We start from the raw sequence: 21,796 nt of genomic DNA, 5'->3' as shown, positions 1-21,796 counted from the left end.
ATGATAGCTCAGTCACCAAAGCATCCCTGTCGTTTTAGCGTTTAAGGGGGGCTGTGTAGTTATCCACTTCAATCCCGTAGCGGCTCGCGGGGCTGAACTCTACTGCGTTATCGGCGCTACCCATCGGCTTGTCCATCTGCACTTTCATGGTTTCACCCGGCAGGATAAAGGTCTTGTTGACCAGCCCGGTTGCTCGAGATGGAAGTAGGGTAATGGCGGTTGAGAAGCGCACGACGTAAGGGGAGGTATTGCGCACCACAACCTCTTTTCCTTCCAGCGACCAGGTCAGTAACTTCCACGCGTCGGTGACGACAGGCAGACTTTTCGGATGGATCAGTACCGGCAGATCCTGGCGAAGGTTAATCCCCACCTTCACGTTTTTATCTTTGCTCTTCGGCGGAATGCCTTCGAAGATCACGCGCTTATAGTGTTCGACCGTGAGAGGTTTATCGGTTTCAAGAATAAAACGCACCTGCTGTTCCTGGCCTGGTTCCAGACGAACAACCGGCTGGGTGACGTTGAGCTTTACGCCATTTTCCCCTTCGATATCGTTGATAGAGGTGTAGAGCAGAGTCGGTATGGTGTCGGTATTTTTGACGCTCATTACGCCGCCGTGGTTGGCTTCATCAATCATCAGCAGCGTGGTTTCAGGTACCATGCCTGCGGCGAACAGCGTGGTGGGAAGCGCGAATAAAAGGACGGAAAACAGGGATGAAGTTTTCATTATTCTGGTCATGATTTTTTCGTGGTTAACGGTAGTAAAAAACTCCCCATCGAAATGGAGAGTTTTGCGGCAACATGCTGAATTACAGATAAACCAGCGTAATAGTGGACTGGCCGTCGAGATCGGTTTTGTCGGTCAGGGTCAGATCTTTGCTTGGCGCGATAGCCAGGGCGATTTTCAGTGGGAAAGCTGCAGTGGTGAAGGCCATTGGCGCACGTTCACCCGTTTTGGCAACGGTCATCACGTCGGTACCGTCGTTCATGATGATGCCGCTGGTCCACATGTTGACCCAGCTTCTGCTGCTGATGGCGCCGCCGGTGTACATAGACGCGGCAATAGGCTGAGCCGTTGCGCCGTCTGCGGTGACGGAAGTCAGATAGGTCGCAACGGAATAGGCACCGATGTTTTCCCCTGCGCTGGTTTTACCCACGCCGTTCAACTGGTAGTTACCGGATGCCTGAGCACCGTTCGCCGTGCCGTTATCCACGTGGAACTCGCTTGATGTTTTATTCTTACCGGCATTTGAATCTGCACGGTCATCTTTGATCGTCCAGCCTACGCGGGTAGCCGACTGGCATTTGATGGTGAATGTCACATCTTTATGGCCAGCCTGGTAGGCCGCGGAGGAGGAAAGCGAATCCAGACCCACTTCGCCGAAATCGGCCAGACCGCCGTTGCTGATTTCAGGCACGCAACCAGCGCTGGTCAGCGTTCCCTGAACTTTCAGCATTGCAGTCGGTTCAGCATAGACCGCAGTCGCTGCCATTGATAAAACGGTAGCGAGAAGGAGCTTTTTCATTGTTATTCCTTAACCATAGAAAGAGTTAATAACTCAGATATTTTTAATTTAAAAATGACTTGCAAATCGATAAGTATCGGCATGACAAGCAGCGCCGATTTTAGTAATGATTTAAGTAATTCAATAATTAGTTTTACTTACACGTGCTTTGAGATTTAATAAGGCTCATTTAAACATTTATGAATGTATTTATTTAAATGAAAACGGCGGAATACTCCGCCGTGATAGTGACCAATCGTCAATGATTACAGGTAAACCAGCGTGATGGTGGTTTCGCCGCTCAGCTGAGCTTCATCCGTGGTGGACAGGCGGTTAGTGTTAACAATCGCCAGAGACACTTTGAACGGATAAACCACGTTGGTGATGGCCAGCGGTGCGGTATAGCCAGGCTTGGTTGCGGTCATAATTTCCGCGTTACCGTTAGCGATAACGCCAGACGCCAGGTTGCGCCACATGTATTCGCCTTTGCTGTTCACGTAGGCAGGGGCATAGATAGCCTGGGCAGGCATGCCGTTAGCCGTGATTTCATTGACGCGGGTGCTGATCGCATACGCACCAATTTTGTCGCCAGCGGCAGTGGTGCCCACGCCATAGGTGGTGCCTGCACCATACACGTCGCCGCCATTGTCTTTAGCATCACGAATATAAAACTCGCTGGAGCTCAGATCGTTTGCCGCATTGGAGTCTTCTTTGTTATCGGCAATACTCCAGGCAACTTTGGTTGCAGACGGGCAGTTGATGGTCAGAGACATGTCTTTCTGGCCCATCTGGTTGGTCTGGGTTGGAGAGAGCTGATCCAGCGCGATAGTCCCAAAATCAATAGAACCGCCGTTGCTTAATTCAGGGGTGCAAGAAGCATGGTTCATTTTACCCTGAACCTTCATCACGATGCTGCCGTCTGCCAGCGCTGCCGTGGACGTCATTGCAATCAGTGTTGCAAGAAGAACTTTTTTCATTGTTATTCCTTAACCAATAATTGAATAATTGTATTAATTATCATGAAGTCATTAACTTGCAGTGTTGCAAGCGCGAGGATTCTATTAATGGTTAATGTTAATTCTATAATGATTAATTCTAATTTTTGTTTTGAGAAATATTAATGCGGGTAAATACATTTGTGCATGTATTTACATGTAGAGGGAAGCGAATAATAAAAAAGCGGTGCATTTATTCACCGCTTTTTATCCGGGTTATTTTATAGCCTGGGCGATCCAGGCCGATAATTCCCGCAATTCCCTTTCTTGTTGCGGAAAATCGCCGATCAGCGCATCACACTCCTGCTGCAACATATCCGCCCGATACAAACAGCCCTGCAGACGCGCGGCCAGCGCCTCTAACGGTGCCGGATTGAGACTATCCGTAAAGACCTGCGTGCGGGTAATGTGGCCCTTCTCGACGTCAAAGTGCAATTCCACGCCGCCCCAGGTAAAACGTTCGTCCAGCAGATGGGAAAAGGCAGGGGCCTGACCGAAGTTCCACTCCCAGCTGCTCTGGCGGGCGAAGGTGTCGGCGAAGTTGGGCAGGTCCGGCGTTTTGTCCGGGGAGATCACTTCGGCTTCTACCTGCTCACCGTAATGTTCAAAGAAAGCGTCACGGATCGCATCGCAAATCTGCTCGTGAGTAATCCCGGGCAGCAGTTCCACCAGATTCGCCACGCGCCCGCGTACGGACGTAATGCCCTTAGCCTGTAACTTTTTCTTATCAGGATTAAGGTAGTTCGCCAGACGGCTCAGATCGGCATTCAGCAGCAGGGTGCCGTGGTGGAAGCCGCGATCCATCGTTTCACGGTAGGCAGAGCCGGAGACCTTGCGGTCACCGTCGGGCGTTTTGACCACCAGATCGTTGCGTCCCGAGGCTTCAGCCGTCACGCCGAGCGCATTGAGCGCGTTGAGGACGATGGATGTTGAGATGGTTTTGTCGTATTCCGGTTTTCCCGCCATAAAGGTAAAGCAGGTATTGCCAAGATCGTGGAACACCGCACCGCCGCCGCTGCTCCGGCGCGCCAGGCGGACGTTGTCTTCTTCCATGCGCCGGGTGTTGCACTCTTTCCACGGATTTTGCGCACGACCAATGACCACCGTATCGGCGTTACGCCAGAGAAAGAGGACGCGCTGGGTGGCAGGCATCTGGCGGAAGATGCACTCTTCCACCGCGAGATTAAACCAGGGATCGTAAGAGTCAGAGATAAGCAGGCGTAACGTCGTCATGGCAAAGTTCCTTTTCTGAATCGTTCGCCTACTTTATCACTATTCTTTCTTCTCGCTCTCTTCGTCTTCGGGGACCGACCGGCTGGCGGTCAGCAGGAACGGGGATTGCTGCCAGCGCGTGCGTTTGCCGCGAAGCAGGGTGCGCGCCAGCACAACGCCAATGGCGAGTGAAAGCAGCAGCATCAGGCGCAGAATGTTGGTGGTATTATCGACCTGCTTGGCTTCAGTCGGAAGAGTATGGGTGTCGAGCGTCAGGCGCAGATACCCCAGAGGGCCATTCTTGCCCTGAATAGGTTCAACAAGCTGTTGGTTGAAGTAGCCGCCGGCTTTCTTGCCGTCCAGCGCCAGCCTGTCGCGCACGTCGACATGTTCGCCCGCGCGGGCAATCAGGTTGCCTTGCTCATCATAGACGCCCGCATCAAGAATGCGGCTGTTCTCCGTCAGCAGGCGTAAAACCTGGCCTATCCGCTTCTCGTCCGGCGTTTCGGTTCGCATGGACGGCGCGACGTTGAGCGTCACCTGGCGTGCCAGCGTGCGGGCCAGCTCTTCAAACTGCGGGTTGCGTTGCCGTTGATGATTCTGGCTAAACCACGATGCCCCTTGCATCAGCACCACTAAGAGTGCGAGACAGGAAAGGACAATCACGGCGCGATGGAGCCGGAATTTCAGTTTTGCGCGAGCCATATTCCACCTGCTGAAAATTTACGGCTTAATGTTGCCAGAAGTGATGGTTACAGGGTAGCCTCATGCGTTATTTTCCCTCTGCAACCTTCCGGCGCGAACGAAATTACAGGAGCTTTAATGCCGAACATTACCTGGTGTGACCTGCCAACGGATGTCTCTTTATGGCCAGGATTGCCGCTCTCTTTAAGTGGCGATGAGGTGATGCCTCTGGATTACCACGCCGGTCGTAGCGGCTGGCTACTGTACGGACGCGGTCTGGATAAGCAACGCCTGACCCAGTATCAAACCAAACTGGGGGCCGCGATGGTCATCGTCGCCGCCTGGTGCGTGGAAGACTACCAGGTCATTCGACTGGCGGGCTCTCTGACGCAGCGCGCCACGCGCCTGGCTCATGACGCCGGGCTGGACGTCGCGCCGCTGGGGAAAATTCCGCACCTGAAAACGCCCGGCCTGCTGGTCATGGACATGGACTCTACCGCCATTCAGATCGAGTGTATTGACGAAATTGCGAAGCTGGCGGGCAGCGGTGAGCTGGTGGCGGAAGTCACCGAGCGTGCGATGCGCGGCGAGCTGGATTTCACCGCCAGCCTGAGACAGCGCGTGGCGACCCTGAAAGGGGCCGATGCCAACATTCTGCGCCAGGTGCGCGATGTGCTGCCGCTGATGCCCGGGCTGACGCAGCTGGTGCTGAAGCTGCAGTCCCTCGGCTGGAAGGTGGCGATCGCCTCCGGTGGCTTCACCTTCTTCGCGGATTATCTGCGGGAAAAACTGCATCTGACCACCGTGGTGGCCAATGAGCTGGAGATCATGGACGGCAAGCTGACCGGCCAGGTGATCGGCGATATTGTGGATGCCCAGTACAAAGCCAATACGCTGACGCGTCTGGCGGAAAAATATGAAATTCCGGTTGTCCAGACCGTCGCCATCGGGGACGGCGCGAACGACCTGCCGATGATCAAAGCGGCCGGCCTGGGCATTGCCTACCATGCCAAGCCAAAAGTGAATGAAAAGACGGAAGTGACTATCCGTCACGCTGACCTGATGGGGGTGTTCTGCATTCTCTCCGGCAGCCTTAATCAGAAATAACGGTCTGCTTTGTAGGCCGGGTAAGCGTAAGCGCCACCCGGCACGCAGGCCGCAGAGAAATAACGAGGTAAACCGTGGCGAAAGCTCCAAAACGCGCATTTGTCTGTAATGAATGTGGTGCGGATTATCCGCGCTGGCAGGGGCAATGCAGCGCCTGTCATGCCTGGAACACCATCACCGAAGTGCGTGGTGTGGCGGCTTCGCCGAGCGTGGCGCGCAACGAGCGCCTGAGCGGCTACGCGGGCAATGCGGGCGTAGCGAAAGTCCAGAAGCTCTCGGACATCAGCCTCGAAGAGCTGCCGCGCTTCTCCACCGGGTTTAAAGAGTTCGATCGCGTGCTCGGCGGTGGCGTGGTGCCGGGCAGCGCGATTCTTATCGGTGGTAACCCGGGCGCGGGCAAGTCAACCCTGCTGCTGCAAACGCTCTGCAAGCTCGCCGAACAGATGAAAACCCTGTACGTCACGGGGGAAGAGTCCCTGCAGCAGGTGGCGATGCGCGCGCACCGTCTGGGCCTGCCGACCGGCAACCTGAACATGCTGTCGGAAACCAGCATCGAGCAGATCTGCATGATCGCCGAAGAAGAGCAGCCGAAGCTGATGGTGATCGACTCCATCCAGGTGATGCACATGGCGGACATCCAGTCCTCGCCGGGCAGCGTCGCGCAGGTCCGTGAAACCGCGGCCTACCTGACGCGCTTTGCTAAAACACGCGGCGTGGCGATTGTGATGGTGGGCCATGTGACCAAAGATGGCTCGCTGGCGGGGCCGAAGGTGCTCGAACACTGTATCGACTGCTCCGTGATGCTCGACGGCGACGCGGATTCCCGCTTCCGCACCCTGCGCAGCCATAAAAACCGCTTTGGTGCGGTGAACGAGTTAGGCGTGTTTGCCATGACCGAGCAGGGGCTGCGCGAAGTCAGCAACCCGTCGGCCATCTTCCTGAGCCGTGGCGATGAGATCACCTCCGGCAGCTCGGTGATGGTGCTGTGGGAAGGGACGCGCCCGCTGCTCGTCGAAATTCAGGCGCTGGTCGATCACTCGATGATGGGCAACCCGCGGCGCGTAGCGGTTGGTCTGGAACAGAACCGTCTGGCGATCCTGCTGGCGGTGCTGCACCGTCACGGCGGGCTGCAGATGGCGGATCAGGACGTCTTCGTGAACGTGGTCGGCGGCGTCAAAGTCACTGAGACCAGCGCAGACCTGGCGCTGCTGCTGGCGATGGTCTCCAGCCTGCGCGACAGACCGCTGCCGCAGGATCTGGTCGTCTTCGGCGAGGTGGGGCTGGCCGGGGAAATCCGTCCGGTGCCGAGCGGGCAGGAGCGAATCTCCGAGGCGGCAAAACACGGTTTCCGTCGCGCGATCGTTCCGGCTGCAAACGTGCCGAAAAAAATCCCGGAAGGGATGCAGGTTTTTGGCGTGAAGAAACTCGCAGATGCGTTAAATGTCTTTGACGACTTATAATTACGTATTCGATTTTGCAGGAGGCACCGTAATTTATGTCATCATTTGACTACATCAAGACCGCTATCCGCCAGAAGGGCTGCACGCTGCAGCAGGTGGCAGACGCCAGCGGCATGACCAAAGGCTACCTGAGCCAACTGCTGAACGCCAAAATCAAAAGCCCCAGCGCGCAGAAGCTGGAAGCGCTGCACCGCTTTCTGGGGCTGGAATTCCCGCGTATGCAAAAGAACATCGGCGTGGTGTTCGGCAAGTTTTACCCGCTGCATACCGGGCATATCTATCTGATCCAGCGCGCCTGCAGCCAGGTGGATGAGCTGCACATCATCATGGGATACGACGAAACCCGCGATCGCCAGCTGTTTGAAGACAGCGCCATGTCGCAGCAGCCGACCGTGCCGGACCGCCTGCGCTGGCTGCTCCAGACCTTCAAGTACCAGAAAAACATTCGCATTCATGCCTTCAACGAAGAGGGCATGGAGCCGTACCCGCACGGCTGGGACGTGTGGAGCAACGGCATCAAAGCGTTTATGGAAGAGAAGGGCATTGCGCCTAACTGGATCTACACCTCTGAAGAGTCCGACGCGCCGCAGTTCCGCGAGCATCTGGGCATTGAGACGGTGCTGATCGACCCGAAACGCACCTTCATGAACATCAGCGGGGCGCAGATCCGCGAAAACCCGTTCCGCTACTGGGACTACATCCCAACCGAGGTGAAGCCGTTCTTTGTGCGCACCGTCGCCATCCTGGGTGGTGAGTCGAGCGGTAAGTCAACGCTGGTCAACAAGCTGGCGAATATCTTCAATACCACCAGCGCGTGGGAGTACGGGCGCGACTATGTCTTTTCCCATCTGGGCGGCGATGAGATGGCGCTGCAGTATTCCGACTACGACAAAATCGCGCTCGGTCATGCCCAGTACATTGATTTCGCGGTGAAATACGCCAACAAGGTGGCGTTTATCGATACCGATTTTGTCACCACCCAGGCGTTCTGCAAAAAGTACGAAGGGCGTGAACATCCGTTCGTGCAGGCGCTGATTGACGAATATCGCTTTGACCTGGTGATCCTGCTGGAAAACAACACCCCGTGGGTGGCCGACGGCATGCGCAGCCTCGGCAGCTCCGTCGACAGGCGTGAATTCCAGACCATGCTGGTGGATATGCTCAACGAAAACAACGTTGAGTTTGTGCACGTGGAAGAGTCGGATTACGACTCCCGTTTCCTGCGCTGCGTCGAGCTGGTGAAGGAGATGATGGGGGAGCAGGGTTAAAGACGGCTCCGTGCTATCCCCTCTCCCCTATGGGGAGAGGGTTAGGGTGAGGGGGAACAAGCCACTCAGAACTCAATCACCACTTTCCCCCGCATATGCCCCTCCAGCACTTTACGGTGCGCCTCCGTAATGCTTTCCACGCTCAGCCCGTGCAGCGTTTCACTCAGTGAGCTTTCCACCACGCCGTTATCCACCAGCTTCGCCACCTCATTGAGGATCTCACCCTGACGCGCCATATCCGCGGTCTGGTACATGCTGCGGGTGTACATAAATTCCCAGTGCAGCGCGGCGGATTTCGACTTCAGCTTGTCCTGGTTCAGCGGGTGTTCATTCTCAACGATAGAACAGATATGCCCCTGCGGCGCAATCAGTTCGCTGACCGCCTCCCAGTGTCCGTCGGTATCGTTGAGGATGAAAATGTAATCCACAAAGTTCAGCCCGTGCTTCGCCAGTTCGCCTTTCAGATCGCGGTAGTTCACCACCACATCTGCACCGCGATCGCGGCACCACTGGGCGGAATCTTCACGGGACGCCGTTGCGATGACCTTTACCTTGCTGTTGTGCTTCGCAAACGGGATCGCCAGCGATCCCACGCCGCCCGCACCACCGATGATCAGCAGGGTTTTGTCCGTACCGGCATCCTGAATATTCAGCCGTTCAAACAGTCCCTCCCACGCGGTGAGCGCGGTCAACGGTAGCGCAGCGGCAGCCGCCCAGCCGAGGCTTGTCGGTTTGTGCCCGACAATGCGCGCGTCGATCAGCTGGTGTGTGGTATTGCTGCCCGGGCGGGTGATGTCCCCTGCATACCACACCTCATCTCCCGGTTTGAATCCGGTGACGCCAGCGCCAGCGGCTTTGACGATCCCGCTGGCATCCCAGCCGAGCACGCGCGGCTCTTTCAGCCCGTTTTTGGCAATGCCCGCGTGGACTTTGGTATCGACCGGGTTAACGGAGACGGCCTTCACCTCCACCAGCAGATCGTGCTCGCCGGGCTGTGGCATCGGTGGGGTGATTTCAATGAAGGTGGACGGATTTTCCGGGTTCACGGCAATGGCTTTAACTGACATGGTGTGCTCCTCAATGGCATGCGTTTTGTTGAGGCTAGTCTATTAAGTGGCCAGCTGCATGATAAGATGGACAATGAAGAACTCAGCGTTCGTACAGGATGAACAATCATGTTTAAACAGCTGCAGGATATGGCGCTTTTCGCGCTGGTGGCGGAGATGGGCAGCTTTACCGCGGCAGCCCAGAAAGCCGAACTGCCGAAATCCAGCGTCAGCCAGCGAATTAGCCAGCTGGAGCAGCAGGTGGGTATCCGCCTGCTGAACCGCACCACCCGCAGGCTGAACCTGACGTTTGCAGGCGAGCACTATCTGGTGCACTGCCGCGAAATGCTGGCGGCCAGCGAGCGGGCGGAGTATGCCATTCAGCGCCTGCGCGAAAACCCGAGCGGGCGGCTGCGCATCACCTGCCCGGCTGGGATAGGCGCGACGCTGCTGGCGCATATGAATGCCGAGTTCCAGCTTCGCTATCCTGAGGTTTCGCTGGACGTGTCGATCTCTGATGATGTGGTGGATCTGGTCGAGTCCGGCTTTGATGTGGCGCTGCGTACCGGCAAGCCGCAGGACTCCTCCCTGATTGGCCGAATGATCGGGCATTGTCCGCGCTACATGCTGGCCTCGCCGGACTATCTGGCGCGCCGTGCGCCGCTAACGCATCCCCGTCAACTGGTGGAGCACCGCAGCATTACGCACAGAGCCTGGTCGGAGTGGCTTCTGCGAAGCGAGAATGAGGATTACCGCTACCTGCCGGATAACGCGCACATGACCGATAATCTGGTGTACGCCCGCGAGTGCGCGATGGCCGGGGCGGGGATCACGCTGCTTCCTGCATTTTTGCTGGAAGATAAGGTTGAAAAGGGCGCGCTGGTGCAGGTGCTGCCGGAGTGGAACGTTGAAGGCAACGACCTCTGGCTGGCCTACCCGAGCCGCAAGCTGAATTCGCCCGCGCTGATGAGCTATATCGAGTTTGCGATGCAGTTTGACGAGGTGAAGCGGTATTACGTGGGCAAATAAAAAAGCCGGGTGGCGGCTTCGCCTTACCCGGCCTACACACTGTGCGGCCTGATGCCCTCACCCTGGCCCTCTCCCACAGGGAGAGGGAACAACCATAAAAAACGGCAACCGAAGTTGCCGTTTTGCTTTTATTTCGCAATACGCTTGTACTTAATACGCTTCGGCTCCAGCGCGTCGGCGCCCAGCGTGCGTTTCTTGTACTCTTCGTATTCGGTGAAGTTACCTTCGAAGAACTCCACCTTACCTTCGTCCTGGTAGTCCAGGATGTGGGTCGCGATACGGTCCAGGAACCAGCGGTCGTGCGAGATAACCATCGCGCAGCCCGGGAACTCCAGCAGGGCGTTTTCCAGCGCGCGCAGGGTTTCGATATCCAGGTCGTTTGTTGGTTCATCGAGCAGCAGAACGTTACCGCCCACCTGCAGCAGCTTCGCCAGGTGCAGACGACCGCGCTCACCGCCGGACAGCTCGCCCACGCGTTTGCCCTGGTCGGTGCCTTTAAAGTTAAAGCGACCAACGTAGGCGCGGCTTGGCATCTCGGTGTTGCCGATACGCATGATATCCAGACCGCCGGAGACTTCTTCCCACACGGTTTTGCTGTTATCCATCGCGTCACGGAACTGGTCAACGGAGGCCAGCTTCACGGTCTCACCCAGGGTGATAGAGCCGCTGTCTGGCTGTTCCTGACCGGACATCATGCGGAACAGAGTTGATTTACCCGCGCCGTTCGGACCGATGATGCCGACGATAGCACCTTTCGGTACGGAGAAGGTCAGGTCGTCGATCAGCACACGGTCGCCGTAAGACTTACGCAGGTTGGTCACTTCAACCACTTTATCCCCCAGACGTGCTCCAGGTGGAATAAACAGTTCGTTGGTTTCGTTACGTTTCTGGTATTCGGTGTTGTTCAGCTCTTCGAAGCGTGCCAGACGGGCTTTGCCCTTAGACTGACGGCCTTTCGCGCCCTGACGCACCCACTCCAGCTCTTTCTCGATAGACTTACGACGGGCCGCTTCCTGAGACGCTTCCTGAGCCAGACGCTGATCTTTCTGCTCCAGCCAGGAGGAGTAGTTGCCTTCCCACGGAATACCTTCACCGCGGTCCAGCTCCAGGATCCAGCCGGCGACGTTGTCGAGGAAGTAACGGTCGTGGGTAATCGCCACAACGGTGCCTTCGAAGTCGTGCAGGAAGCGCTCCAGCCACGCCACGGATTCCGCATCCAGGTGGTTAGTTGGTTCGTCGAGCAGCAGCATGTCTGGTTTTTCCAGCAGCAGGCGGCACAGCGCCACGCGGCGGCGTTCACCCCCGGAGAGGTTCGCGATTTTTGCATCCCAGTCCGGCAGACGCAGGGCATCAGCCGCGCGCTCCAGCTGCACGTTCAGGTTGTGACCGTCGTGCGCCTGGATGATCTCTTCATACTTGCCCTGCTGTGCGGCCAGCTTATCGAAGTCCGCATCCGGCTCGGCGTATTTGGCATACACTTCATCCAGACCTTTCAGGGCGTTAACCACTTCGGATACCGCTTCTTCAACGGATTCGCGAACGGTGTGTTCCGGGTTCAGCTGAGGTTCCTGCGGCAGGTAGCCAATCTTGATGCCAGGCTGCGGACGGGCTTCACCTTCGATGTCTGTATCAATGCCGGCCATGATGCGCAGCAGGGTGGACTTACCGGCACCGTTGAGACCCAGAACACCGATTTTTGCGCCCGGGAAGAAGCTCAGCGAGATATTTTTAAGAATATGACGTTTCGGCGGGACAACTTTGCCGACACGATGCATGGTATAAACGAATTGAGCCACGTTGGACTTCGCCTCTTTTATCGTAATGAGAAGGAATTTCAGCCTCGAAGTGTAGCCTTTTTCCCGCCCTAATCCCAGCCAGGAACGTCGGGAGTGTTAAAACGCGCAAGAAAGGTAAAAAAGTGTCCATGACGTGGCGCGTTGAAGGATGCCTGGTTAGCATAAGTTAATTAGACTTTGACGTGGCAAGACGCTGCAATTGACGAAAAAACAATGAGGAAGAGCTTGTGGAAAAAGCCAAACAGGTGGTCTGGCGTCTGCTGGCTGCCAGCGTATGCGTAATGGCGGTAAGCCAGGCAGTGCATGCCGATTCACTGGATGAGCAACGTAGTCGCTACGCTCAGATTAAACAGGCGTGGGACAACAAGCAGATGGATACCGTTCAGGCGCTGATGCCGACGCTAAAGGATTATCCGCTGTATCCGTATCTCGAGTATCGCCAGATCACGGACGATCTCATGAACCAGCCAACCGTCACCGTGAATAACTTCATTCAGGCGAACCCGACCCTGCCGCCAGCCCGAAATCTCCAGTCTCGTTTTGTGAATGAGCTGGCGCGTCGCGAAGACTGGCGCGGGCTGCTGGCGTTTAGCCCAGAAAAGCCGAATACCACCGAAGCCCAGTGTAACTATTACTACGCGAAATGGGCGACCGGCCAGCAGGAAGAGGCCTGGGCCGGGGCGAAAGAGCTCTGGCTGACCGGGAAAAATCAGCCGAACGCCTGTGATTCCCTGTTCGGCGCGTGGCGAGCATCCGGGAAACAGGACCCGCTGTCCTACCTTGAGCGCATCCGCCTGGCGATGAAGGCAGGCAACACGCGGCTGGTGACCACGCTGGCGGGGCAGATGCCGTCCGATTACCAGACGATCTCCACGGCGGTTATCTCGCTGGCAAACGATCCCAACAGCGTGCTGACCTTTGCCCGCAGTACGGGCGCGACCGATTTTACCCGCCAGATGGCGGCGGTGGCTTTTGCCAGCGTGGCGCGTGACGATGTGGAAAACGCACGACTGATGATCCCGCAGCTGGTGCAGGCACAGCAGCTTAATGAGGAGCAAACCCAGGAGCTGCGCGATATTGTGGCGTGGCGACTAATGGGCACCGATGTGACCGACGAGCAGGCGCGCTGGCGAGACGATGCCATTATGCGTTCGAACTCCACGTCGCTGGTGGAGCGCCGCGTGCGCATGGCGCTGGGTACGGGCGATCGTCGCGGGCTCAATACCTGGCTCGCGCGGTTGCCAATGGAGGCCAAAGAGAAAGACGAATGGCGCTACTGGCAGGCCGATCTGCTGATGGAGCGCGGTCGTGATGATGAAGCCAAAGAGATTCTCCATACGCTGATGCAGCAACGCGGGTTCTACCCGATGGCGGCCGCGCAGCGCCTGGGCGAGGAGTACACCTTCCGCATTGATAAGGCGCCCGCTAACGCGAACCCGGCGCTGACGCAGGGGCCAGAAATGGCGCGCGTTCGCGAGCTGATGTACTGGAATATGGATAACACCGCGCGCAGCGAATGGGCGAATCTGGTGACCAGCCGCACCACCGATGAAAAAGCCCAGCTTGCCCGCTATGCCTTTGATAACCACTGGTGGGATCTGAGCGTGCAGGCGACGATCGCCGGTAAGCTGTGGGATCATCTCGAAGAGCGTTTCCCGCTGGCGTACAACAATCTGTTCGAGCGCTATACCCGCGGCAAAGATATTCCGCAAAGCTACGCGATGGCCATTGCCCGTCAGGAGAGTGCCTGGAACCCGAAAGTCCGCTCCCCAGTGGGCGCCAGCGGCCTGATGCAGATCATGCCGGGCACGGCGACGCACACGGTGAAGATGTTTAACATCCCTGGATACAGCAGCCCGTCACAGCTTCTCGATCCGGATACCAACATCAATATCGGCACCAGTTATCTCCAGTATGTGTATCAGCAGTTCGGCAACAACCGCATCTTCTCATCGGCGGCCTATAACGCGGGACCGGGTCGCGTGCGCACCTGGCTCGGCAACAGCGCCGGACGCATCGACGCCGTGGCGTTTGTCGAGAGCATCCCGTTCTCGGAAACGCGCGGCTACGTGAAGAACGTGCTGGCCTATGATGCCTACTATCGCTACTTCATGGGGCAGAAAGATACCCTGATGAGCGATGCCGAGTGGCAGAGACGTTACTGATCGGTGTGGGTTGTGTTATGCTGTACTCGCTAAAGAGTACAAGAGGCAGCATAACATGACCCAGCATTCCCCGTATTCCTCGGCAATGGCCGAACAACGTCATCAGGAGTGGCTTCGTTTTGTGGAGTTGCTTCGCCAGTCTTACGAGCAGGATTTGCATTTACCCCTGATGCAGCTGATGCTCACGCCGGACGAGCGTGAGGCGCTGGGCACGCGCGTGCGCATCATTGAAGAGCTGCTGCGCGGCGAGATGAGCCAGCGCGAGCTGAAAAATGAGCTCGGCGCGGGCATCGCAACGATTACCCGCGGATCGAACAGCCTGAAGTCGGCGCCCGTTGAGCTGCGTCAGTGGCTGGAAGCGGTGTTGTTGAAAAACGCTTAACGATAGATCGCGTTATGGAACGGGCTTAACGCCAGGATCACCGCCTGGTGATAAACGCCTGAACGCGTCAGCGCACCGGCGGTAAAGACGCCAATCGCCCCTTCTTTACGGCCAATCTCATCAATGCCGGTGTACTGCGACATCACCGGCCCGAGCGCTTCACCCGCACGCACTTTTTCCAGAATGATTTCCGGCAGGGGCAGGGTGGCCGAACGCGCTTCGCCGCGCTGTTCACGACTTTCGATCACCACCCAGCTAAAGGTTGCACCTTCGTCGATACCGGCTTCAATCGCCACCCAAAAGTCCGCATCCGGTGCCGCAGCCCTGGCATTTGCCACGCGATTTCGTGCGCCAGCGCGCGTTTCCTCGCTGCCAAACGGCTGTTCAGGAACGCCACTCTCGACGCCGATGGCCTCAATATGGCAGGATCCTGCGCCGAAGATCTCGTCAAATGCCCTTAGAATTGCCTGAATTTTGGCAGGATTAGTGGTAGCAGAGACAACATGGTGCATAATTAAGCTCGATTCAAAAAAAACTCATCGCAGTATAACGGAAAAAAAGCATGTTACAGGTATACCTTGTTCGCCACGGTGAAACGCAGTGGAACGCCGAGCGACGTATTCAAGGCCAGTCAGACAGTCCTCTCACTGAGAAGGGTGTGCAGCAAGCGTGGCAGGTGGCAGAGCGTGCCAGAACGCTGGGCATTACCCACGTCATTACCAGCGATTTAGGTCGCACACAGCAGACGGCGCGCATCATCGCAGACGCCTGCGGCTGTGACGTCATGCTTGAGCCGCGCCTGCGCGAGCTGGATATGGGCGTGCTGGAAAAACGCCATATCGATACGCTGACGGAAACGGAAGAGGGCTGGCGCCGCACGCTGGTGAACGGTACCGAAGATGGCCGTATTCCTGAGGGCGAATCCATGCAGGAGCTCAGCGTACGTATGCATGCCGCCCTGGCGGAATGCCTGAAGCTTCCGGCGGGAAGCCGTCCGCTGCTGGTGAGTCATGGGATTGCGTTGGGTTGCCTGGTGAGCACCATTCTGGGGTTACCGGCTTACGCTGAGCGCCGTCTGCGTCTGCGTAACTGCTCCATTTCCCGAATTGATTATCAGGAAAGTGCGTGGCTGGCGTCAGGTTGGGTCGTGGAGATGGCAGGGGACATTTCGCATCTTGATGCCCCTGCGCTTGACGAACTGCAGCGTTAACGACGTATTGGAATCAAGAATTCCATACGCAGATTGATAGGGCCTTCTTCCGGTTTCGCATCCTGAGCCGGGTAATAGAGCTCAATGTCCTGACCTTTACGGCGATTCAGATTCAGCATCGGCATACAGGTTCCGTAAACGGTCAGGATAAACTCCTGCACCCCCGTTCCCAGCCCTTCATAGGCGAACATCACGTATTCGCCACCTTCCAGCACGACAGGCTTCGAACCCTGAATGTAGCCATTGGCCATCTCTGGCGTCAGCGCGGTGGTGTAGAACACCTCCTGCTCGTCGTCTTTTTCCTGGCTTGGGTGCGTTTCGTTGAGACCATACAGGATCGGCGGGATCGCCGGCGCGTGGCTCAGGAAGTCGCGCCAGAACTGAACGCGCATCTGATGACGGAACTCGGAAATCTGCTCCAGTGAACAGGAGTAGCTCTGCGTTGTGCCGATCAGATGGGTTTCCGGCAAGGTAATAATTTCATACTTCGGCATCGCGAACTCGCCCAGACGCAGCGGCGGACGCATGCCAAACGAGCTCCAGTCAGGCGAGCGACGATACAGCGCTGGCGTCAACGAGAACTGTTTTTTAAAGGCGCGGGTGAAAGTTTGCTGCGAATCGAAACGATATTGCAGGGCAATATCCAGAATCGGGCGCGCGGTCAGGCGCAGAGCCACAGCAGATTTCGATAAACGACGTGCGCGAATATAGGCCCCGATAGCATGACCGGTGACATCCTTGAACATCCTTTGCAGATGCCACTTGGAATAGCCTGCTTTAGCCGCCACATTATCCAGTGACAAAGGCTGGTCGAGATGACCTTCCAGCCAGGTGAGCAGGTCGCGAATAATTCCAGCCTGATCCATATACTATCCTCATCCTTAAAACAGCAGGTGCCTGATAACAGGTTAGCGGATAATAGCATTTTTTGATGTTTTAGCATTCAGTGTTTTTTTTGCGCATTCATGCTTTTTGCAGGGCATTATGGGCAAATATATTCTAATCCTGTGATCTTGCTACATTTTTGTCTAAAGTGTTGAATAATCGCTCAGTGTAATTTTAAAGAATGGTAACAATATGAAATACAAGACTTTGCTCTTCACCGCGCTGATGTTGATGGTCGGACGCGCTGCACAGGCGGAACAGATTGGTTCCGTCGATACCGTGTTCAAAATGTTTGGCCCGGACCACAAAATTGTCGTTGAGGCGTTTGACGATCCAGACGTGAAAAACGTCACCTGCTATGTCAGCCGTGCGAAAACGGGCGGTATCAAAGGCGGCCTGGGGCTGGCGGAGGACACCTCCGATGCGGCGATCTCCTGTCAGCAGGTGGGACCGGTTGAATTGAGCGATAAAATTAAAAACGGCAAGGCGCAGGGCGACGTGGTATTCCAGAAACGGACCTCGCTGGTGTTCAAAAAGCTGCAGGTTGTGCGTTTCTACGATGCCAAACGCAACACGCTGGCCTACCTTGCCTATTCTGACAAAGTGGTGGAAGGCTCGCCGAAAAACGCGATCAGCGCGGTGCCGATTATGCCGTGGCATTAATTCAGGGATGAATCATGCAACAACCTGTGGTCTGGCTGGTTGAAGACGAAACCAGTATCGCCGATACGCTGATCTACATGCTTCAGCAGGAAGGATTCGCGGTAAAGGCGTTTGAACGCGGTTTACCCGTGCTGGAGGAGGCTCAGCGGCAGGTTCCGGCGCTCGCCATTCTGGATGTCGGACTGCCGGACATCAGCGGGTTTGAGCTTTGCCGTCGGCTGCTGGCGCAGCATCCCTCGCTGCCTGTACTGTTTCTGACGGCGCGCAGTGATGAGGTCGACAAGCTGCTTGGCCTGGAAATGGGCGCTGATGACTACGTTGCGAAACCTTTCTCCCCTCGTGAAGTCTGCGCTCGGGTGCGGACTGTTTTACGGCGCATGCAAAAATCCGCCGCACCCTCAGAAACGTTGCGTATCGGGCAGTTTGAACTGAACGAGCCTGCCGCACGAATCAGCTGGTGCGGGGAAACATTGCCCCTGACCCGCTACGAATTCTTGCTGCTCAAAACCTTGTTACAGGCGCCCGGTCGGGTCTTTTCGCGTCAGCAGCTCATGGACAAGGTGTGGGGTGAAGACGGCGACAGTTTCGATCGTACCGTGGACACCCACATCAAAACCCTGCGCGCCAAGCTGCGGGCGGTGAACGAGGAGCTGTCCCCCATCAGCACCCATCGCGGTATGGGCTACAGTCTGGGCCTTTACTGATGCGCATTGGGATGCGGTTGCTGCTGGGGTATTTCCTGATCGTCGCCATCGCCGCGTGGTTCGTGCTGTCGATCTTTGTTCAGGAGGTGAAGCCCGGCGTGCGCAGGGCAACCGAGGGCACGTTAATCGATACCGCGACCCTGTTGGCCGAAATCGGACGTGATGATTTGCTTTCGGGTCACGCGCAGCAGGGCAAGCTTGCACAGGCCTTTTCTCAGCTTCATCAGCGCCCATTTCGCGCCAATATTGGCGGTATTCATAAAGTGCGTAACGAGTATCACGTCTACATGACCGATGCGCAGGGCAGGGTCGTGTTTGATTCCGCTGGTCTGGCCGTGGGAAAAGATTACTCGCGCTGGAATGATGTCTGGCTGACGCTTCGCGGCGAATACGGCGCGCGCAGTACCCAGAGCCATCCAGACGATCCGGAAAGCACGGTGATGTATGTTGCCGCACCGGTTGTGGATCAGGGCAAGATAATCGGCGTGCTGTCGGTGGGGAAACCGAACAGCGCGATGGCTCCGGTGATTCACCGCAGCGAGCGACGGATATTGTGGGCAGGCGGTGCGCTGCTCGGCATTGCCCTGCTGATTGGCTTGGCGGTGGCGTGGTGGATCAATCGATCTATTGGTACGTTATCGCGCTATGCCGACTCGGTAACCACCGATACGCCTCTCCCATTGCCTAATCCAGGCAGTAGCGAGCTGCAAAAGCTGGCACAGGCGCTGGAAAATATGCGTATCCGCCTTGAAGGGAAAAACTACATTGAACGCTATGTCCATGCGTTGACCCACGAGCTGAAAAGCCCGATTGCCGCCATACGCGGCGCGGCAGAAATTCTCTCCGAGCAGCCGCCGCCGCAGGTCGCCGCGCGGTTTATCGATAATATACTGGTGCAAAATGCGCGCATGCAGTCGCTGGTTGAAAAGCTGCTCACTCAGGCGCGGCTTGAAAATCGTGTCGAGATTACGCCTGAGGCTGTCAGTGTTGACTCGCTCTTCTCTCGGCTTGCAGACGCGCGAGCGACGCTGTTGGCAGCGAAAAAAATTGTGCTGACCCTTCAGCCGACATCGCTTTATGTGGCGGGCGATCCCGACCTTCTCGAACAGGCGCTCGGCAATTTGCTGGATAACGCTATTGATTTCACCCCGCAGGGTGGCGCCATTGCGCTGGCGGCCCGGGAAGATCGCAGGCAGGTAGAGCTGATCGTCACCGACAGCGGAAGCGGGATCCCGGATTACGCGCTGGAGCGTATTTTTGAGCGCTTTTATTCCCTTCCGCGCGAGAACGGGTTAAAGAGCAGCGGGCTCGGGCTGGCGTTTGTTCAGGAGGTGGCGCGTCTGCATCAGGGAGAGATTACATTGCGTAATCGTGATGAAGGTGGCGTGATGGCCACGCTGAGACTTCACCGTCCCTTCACATAACTTCAAACTGACCCCACATAGCCTGGTTACGCTCTCCTCATCACAAAGGAGACGTAATGATGAAATCCCCCCTGTTCTGGAAAGTTAGCACCCTGCTGGGGTGCATCCTGCTGCTGTTAGTCCCGCTTTTTATGGTCAGTAACTTGATATCAGAGCGGGAGAGCTACCGCAACGATGTTGAAAATACGCTGCGTCAGAGTACCAGCGGGCCGCAAAAACTGGTCGGGCCGCTGATTGCTATCCCGGTAACGGAGATTTTTTACAAGGTAGAGGATGAGAAGAAAGTCGAGTACAAGAAAAGCTATATGCATTTTATTCTGCCGGAGTCTCTGGTTGTTGAAGGTAACCAGCACGTTGAGTCCCGAAATATCGGGATCTATGACGGACAGATCTGGAACACCGATCTCAGGATAAAAGTGCGGTTCAGCACCGAGAAAATGGCGCAGCTTAAAGGGGAAACGATGACCCTTGGGCAACCGTTTATCGTTGTCGGCGTGGGGGATGCGCGGGGCATTGGCACGGTGAAAGTCTCCAGCATCAATGGCGAGGCGTTGAGCGTCGAGCCGGGGTCGGGTGTGTATGGTGCGCTTTCCGGTATTCATATTCCGCTGACTGACAAAACGCTGGAGTCAAAAACGTTTGCCCTGGAGATGTCCCTGAATCTGGCCGGAACGGGGAGTTTTGCCGTGGTTCCTGTGGGACGCAACAGTGAAATGACGCTCAACAGCAACTGGCCTCATCCGGGCTTTATGGGTAACTATCTGCCGGTGAAACATAAAATTGGTGATTCTGGTTTTCAGGCGAACTGGCAGAGCAGCTGGTTTGCGAACAATCTTGAGAGCTGGTTTAACGGCAGTGAATCGCCAGAGTGGGAATCAATCCCTGCTTTTAGCGTTACGGTAGCCACGCCTGCCGATCAGTATCAACTGACTGACCGTGCGATCAAGTACGCCATTTTGCTGATTGCGCTGACGTTTATGGCCTTCTTTGTCTTCGAAACCTTAACCGGATTACGCCTTCACCCGATGCAGTATCTGCTGGTGGGGCTGTCGCTGGTCCTGTTCTATCTGGTGCTGCTGGCGCTGTCTGAACACGTCGGGTTTACCCCCGCCTGGGTTGTTGCAAGTCTGGTTGGTGCAGCGATGAACGTAATGTACCTGCAGGCCGTGATGAAAAGCTGGAAGCGCAGCGGGCTGTTTGTGCTGGCGCTAATCGGGCTGGATGTCGTGATGTGGTTCCTGCTGCGCTCGGAGGACAGCGCGCTGCTGTTGGGGTCAGCGGTTCTCGCGCTGGCGCTGTTTGCCGTGATGTACCTGACCCGGCATTTCGACTGGTACTCGCTCTCTCAGCCAAAGCGGCCTGAACCTCCGGCAGAGCCTGATAACGACACGATGCGGATCTGGAAATAAAAAAAACGGCGCAAATGCGCCGTTTTTTAATGCGTTAACTGCGGGATTACTCCTGCAGGTCACCGCAGAAACGGTACCCTTCGCCGTGGATCGTGGCGATGATTTCCGGCGTATCTGGCGTAGATTCGAAGTGCTTACGAATACGACGGATGGTGACGTCTACGGTACGGTCGTGCGGCTTCAGCTCACGGCCGGTCATTTTCTTCAGCAGCTCTGCACGGGACTGGATCTTGCCCGGGTTTTCGCAGAAGTGCAGCATCGCGCGGAATTCACTGCGCGGCAGTTTATACTGCTCGCCGTTCGGGCTAATCAGCGAACGGCTATTGATATCAAGTTCCCAGCCGTTGAATTTGTAGCTATCAACGCTACGACGCTCTTCGCTGACCGTGCCCAGATTCATGGTACGGGACAGCAGGTTGCGTGCACGAATGGTTAACTCGCGAGGGTTGAACGGCTTGGTGATGTAATCATCCGCACCGATTTCCAGGCCAAGAATTTTATCAACTTCGTTATCACGGCCCGTCAGGAACATTAACGCGACGTTCGCCTGCTCGCGCAGTTCGCGCGCCAGAAGAAGACCGTTTTTGCCCGGCAGGTTAATGTCCATGATCACCAGGTTGATATCATTTTCAGAAAGGATCTGATGCATCTCTGCGCCATCGGTCGCTTCAAAGACATCGTAGCCTTCTGCTTCGAAAATGCTCTTTAACGTGTTGCGTGTTACCAACTCGTCTTCAACGATAAGAATGTGCGGGGTCTGCATGTTTGCTACCTAAATTGCCAACTAAATCGAAACAGGAAGTACAAAAGTCCCTGACCTGCCTGATGCATGTCGCAAATTAACATGATCGGCTT

General features: G+C 56.3%; 21 protein-coding genes. 11 read left to right on the top strand and 10 right to left on the bottom strand.

What is annotated here, in order from left to right:
- Positions 1-34: 34 nt before the first annotated feature.
- The 5 genes from LJA86_RS15945 to LJA86_RS15925 all read right to left on the bottom strand — a co-directional run bounded on the left by LJA86_RS15945 (position 35) and on the right by LJA86_RS15925 (position 4,414).
- Positions 35-724: a fimbria/pilus chaperone family protein gene (locus LJA86_RS15945; protein WP_048028575.1), complete on the bottom strand. Its 690-nt coding sequence runs from the start codon at positions 722-724 to the stop codon at positions 35-37.
- An 82-nt stretch (positions 725-806) separates the two neighbouring features.
- A complete protein-coding gene (locus LJA86_RS15940) occupies positions 807-1,523 on the bottom strand; it encodes a DUF1120 domain-containing protein (RefSeq protein ID WP_045907745.1) in 717 nt (238 codons plus the stop codon).
- 245 nt (positions 1,524-1,768) lie between these two features.
- Positions 1,769-2,479, bottom strand: a complete 711-nt coding sequence (locus tag LJA86_RS15935; protein ID WP_045907746.1) for a DUF1120 domain-containing protein — start codon at positions 2,477-2,479, stop codon at positions 1,769-1,771.
- Between the two features lie 234 nt (positions 2,480-2,713).
- Positions 2,714-3,730, bottom strand: a complete 1,017-nt coding sequence (gene lplA / locus LJA86_RS15930) for a lipoate--protein ligase LplA (RefSeq protein WP_048028573.1) — start codon at positions 3,728-3,730, stop codon at positions 2,714-2,716.
- Between the two features lie 39 nt (positions 3,731-3,769).
- Entirely contained in the window at positions 3,770-4,414 is a 645-nt protein-coding gene (locus tag LJA86_RS15925; RefSeq protein WP_048225575.1) for a YtjB family periplasmic protein, read from the bottom strand.
- Positions 4,415-4,531: 117 nt separating this feature from the next.
- Between LJA86_RS15925 and serB the strand changes: the two genes are divergently transcribed.
- The 3 genes from serB to nadR all read left to right on the top strand — a co-directional run bounded on the left by serB (position 4,532) and on the right by nadR (position 8,228).
- Complete coding sequence (gene serB, locus LJA86_RS15920; protein WP_008502066.1) at positions 4,532-5,500, top strand: phosphoserine phosphatase; 969 nt, start codon at positions 4,532-4,534, stop codon at positions 5,498-5,500.
- A gap of 74 nt (positions 5,501-5,574) precedes the next feature.
- Positions 5,575-6,960 carry a DNA repair protein RadA gene (radA, locus tag LJA86_RS15915; protein WP_023293325.1) on the top strand — a complete coding sequence of 462 codons (1,386 nt, stop codon included), beginning with the start codon at positions 5,575-5,577 and terminating at the stop codon, positions 6,958-6,960.
- A gap of 35 nt (positions 6,961-6,995) precedes the next feature.
- Positions 6,996-8,228, top strand: a complete 1,233-nt coding sequence (gene nadR, locus LJA86_RS15910; protein WP_032643997.1) for a multifunctional transcriptional regulator/nicotinamide-nucleotide adenylyltransferase/ribosylnicotinamide kinase NadR — start codon at positions 6,996-6,998, stop codon at positions 8,226-8,228.
- A 65-nt stretch (positions 8,229-8,293) separates the two neighbouring features.
- Here the strand turns inward: nadR and LJA86_RS15905 are convergent, their stop codons facing one another.
- A complete protein-coding gene (locus LJA86_RS15905) occupies positions 8,294-9,295 on the bottom strand; it encodes a zinc-binding alcohol dehydrogenase family protein (RefSeq protein ID WP_048225578.1) in 1,002 nt (333 codons plus the stop codon).
- A 108-nt stretch (positions 9,296-9,403) separates the two neighbouring features.
- Between LJA86_RS15905 and LJA86_RS15900 the strand changes: the two genes are divergently transcribed.
- Positions 9,404-10,303, top strand: a complete 900-nt coding sequence (locus LJA86_RS15900; protein WP_111964085.1) for a LysR family transcriptional regulator — start codon at positions 9,404-9,406, stop codon at positions 10,301-10,303.
- 128 nt (positions 10,304-10,431) lie between these two features.
- Here LJA86_RS15900 and ettA read toward each other — a convergent pair whose 3' ends face one another.
- A complete protein-coding gene (ettA, locus tag LJA86_RS15895) occupies positions 10,432-12,099 on the bottom strand; it encodes an energy-dependent translational throttle protein EttA (RefSeq protein WP_003856515.1) in 1,668 nt (555 codons plus the stop codon).
- Positions 12,100-12,326: 227 nt separating this feature from the next.
- Between ettA and sltY the strand changes: the two genes are divergently transcribed.
- Together sltY and trpR are read left to right on the top strand one after the other, a co-directional pair.
- The gene (gene sltY, locus LJA86_RS15890) at positions 12,327-14,264 is read left to right on the top strand and encodes a murein transglycosylase (protein WP_045907750.1); all 1,938 of its coding nucleotides are present in this window, start codon (positions 12,327-12,329) and stop codon (positions 14,262-14,264) included.
- Between the two features lie 55 nt (positions 14,265-14,319).
- A complete protein-coding gene (gene trpR, locus LJA86_RS15885) occupies positions 14,320-14,646 on the top strand; it encodes a trp operon repressor (protein ID WP_021240574.1) in 327 nt (108 codons plus the stop codon).
- Here trpR and yjjX read toward each other — a convergent pair.
- Positions 14,643-15,158, bottom strand: coding sequence for an inosine/xanthosine triphosphatase (gene yjjX / locus LJA86_RS15880; protein WP_008502058.1), 516 nt, complete (start codon positions 15,156-15,158; stop codon positions 14,643-14,645). The genes trpR and yjjX overlap by 4 nt on opposite strands.
- A 50-nt stretch (positions 15,159-15,208) precedes the next feature.
- On the opposite strand from yjjX, the gene gpmB reads away from it, so the two are divergent.
- Positions 15,209-15,856, top strand: a complete 648-nt coding sequence (gene gpmB, locus LJA86_RS15875; protein ID WP_008502057.1) for a 2,3-diphosphoglycerate-dependent phosphoglycerate mutase GpmB — start codon at positions 15,209-15,211, stop codon at positions 15,854-15,856.
- On the opposite strand, the gene robA is transcribed toward gpmB, so the two are convergent.
- Positions 15,853-16,722 carry an MDR efflux pump AcrAB transcriptional activator RobA gene (robA, locus tag LJA86_RS15870; protein WP_045907752.1) on the bottom strand — a complete coding sequence of 290 codons (870 nt, stop codon included), beginning with the start codon at positions 16,720-16,722 and terminating at the stop codon, positions 15,853-15,855. The two genes, gpmB and robA, sit on opposite strands and share 4 nt — an antisense overlap.
- A 211-nt stretch (positions 16,723-16,933) precedes the next feature.
- Between robA and creA the strand changes: the two genes are divergently transcribed.
- Genes creA through creD form a run of 4 tightly spaced genes read left to right on the top strand, consistent with a single transcriptional unit; the run spans position 16,934 to position 20,941 of the window.
- Positions 16,934-17,404 carry a protein CreA gene (gene creA / locus LJA86_RS15865; RefSeq protein ID WP_063620725.1) on the top strand — a complete coding sequence of 157 codons (471 nt, stop codon included), beginning with the start codon at positions 16,934-16,936 and terminating at the stop codon, positions 17,402-17,404.
- Positions 17,405-17,418: 14 nt separating this feature from the next.
- The gene (gene creB, locus LJA86_RS15860; protein ID WP_229226400.1) at positions 17,419-18,108 is read left to right on the top strand and encodes a two-component system response regulator CreB; all 690 of its coding nucleotides are present in this window, start codon (positions 17,419-17,421) and stop codon (positions 18,106-18,108) included.
- Complete coding sequence (gene creC / locus LJA86_RS15855) at positions 18,108-19,532, top strand: two-component system sensor histidine kinase CreC (protein WP_229226399.1); 1,425 nt, start codon at positions 18,108-18,110, stop codon at positions 19,530-19,532. Before creB ends, creC begins: the two co-directional genes overlap by 1 nt.
- Positions 19,533-19,588: 56 nt before the next feature.
- Positions 19,589-20,941: a cell envelope integrity protein CreD gene (gene creD, locus LJA86_RS15850; RefSeq protein ID WP_229226398.1), complete on the top strand. Its 1,353-nt coding sequence runs from the start codon at positions 19,589-19,591 to the stop codon at positions 20,939-20,941.
- A 46-nt stretch (positions 20,942-20,987) separates the two neighbouring features.
- On the opposite strand, the gene arcA is transcribed toward creD, so the two are convergent.
- On the bottom strand, positions 20,988-21,704 hold the full coding sequence (gene arcA / locus LJA86_RS15845) for a two-component system response regulator ArcA (RefSeq protein WP_003856501.1): 717 nt from the start codon (positions 21,702-21,704) through the stop codon (positions 20,988-20,990).
- Positions 21,705-21,796 lie beyond the last annotated feature (92 nt).

It is taken from the genome of Enterobacter sp. TCD1-1 (assembly GCF_020567405.1).
In the GTDB taxonomy this organism is placed as follows: Bacteria; Pseudomonadota; Gammaproteobacteria; order Enterobacterales; family Enterobacteriaceae; genus Enterobacter; species Enterobacter quasiroggenkampii.
Note: the sequence above shows the minus strand (reverse complement) of the source record. Positions and strands in the feature narration are given on the sequence as shown.

Coding starts and splice junctions, on each gene's coding strand:
- creC (WP_229226399.1), top strand. CDS start 18,108: ATGCGCATTGGGATGCGGTTGCTGCTGGGGTATTTCCTGATCGTCGCC.
- LJA86_RS15940 (WP_045907745.1), bottom strand. CDS start 1,523: ATGAAAAAGCTCCTTCTCGCTACCGTTTTATCAATGGCAGCGACTGCG.
- lplA (WP_048028573.1), bottom strand. CDS start 3,730: ATGACGACGTTACGCCTGCTTATCTCTGACTCTTACGATCCCTGGTTT.
- LJA86_RS15905 (WP_048225578.1), bottom strand. CDS start 9,295: ATGTCAGTTAAAGCCATTGCCGTGAACCCGGAAAATCCGTCCACCTTC.
- gpmB (WP_008502057.1), top strand. CDS start 15,209: ATGTTACAGGTATACCTTGTTCGCCACGGTGAAACGCAGTGGAACGCC.
- robA (WP_045907752.1), bottom strand. CDS start 16,722: ATGGATCAGGCTGGAATTATTCGCGACCTGCTCACCTGGCTGGAAGGT.
- creD (WP_229226398.1), top strand. CDS start 19,589: ATGATGAAATCCCCCCTGTTCTGGAAAGTTAGCACCCTGCTGGGGTGC.
- creA (WP_063620725.1), top strand. CDS start 16,934: ATGAAATACAAGACTTTGCTCTTCACCGCGCTGATGTTGATGGTCGGA.
- creB (WP_229226400.1), top strand. CDS start 17,419: ATGCAACAACCTGTGGTCTGGCTGGTTGAAGACGAAACCAGTATCGCC.
- nadR (WP_032643997.1), top strand. CDS start 6,996: ATGTCATCATTTGACTACATCAAGACCGCTATCCGCCAGAAGGGCTGC.
- yjjX (WP_008502058.1), bottom strand. CDS start 15,158: ATGCACCATGTTGTCTCTGCTACCACTAATCCTGCCAAAATTCAGGCA.
- trpR (WP_021240574.1), top strand. CDS start 14,320: ATGACCCAGCATTCCCCGTATTCCTCGGCAATGGCCGAACAACGTCAT.
- LJA86_RS15935 (WP_045907746.1), bottom strand. CDS start 2,479: ATGAAAAAAGTTCTTCTTGCAACACTGATTGCAATGACGTCCACGGCA.
- arcA (WP_003856501.1), bottom strand. CDS start 21,704: ATGCAGACCCCGCACATTCTTATCGTTGAAGACGAGTTGGTAACACGC.
- LJA86_RS15945 (WP_048028575.1), bottom strand. CDS start 724: ATGAAAACTTCATCCCTGTTTTCCGTCCTTTTATTCGCGCTTCCCACC.
- LJA86_RS15925 (WP_048225575.1), bottom strand. CDS start 4,414: ATGGCTCGCGCAAAACTGAAATTCCGGCTCCATCGCGCCGTGATTGTC.
- LJA86_RS15900 (WP_111964085.1), top strand. CDS start 9,404: ATGTTTAAACAGCTGCAGGATATGGCGCTTTTCGCGCTGGTGGCGGAG.
- serB (WP_008502066.1), top strand. CDS start 4,532: ATGCCGAACATTACCTGGTGTGACCTGCCAACGGATGTCTCTTTATGG.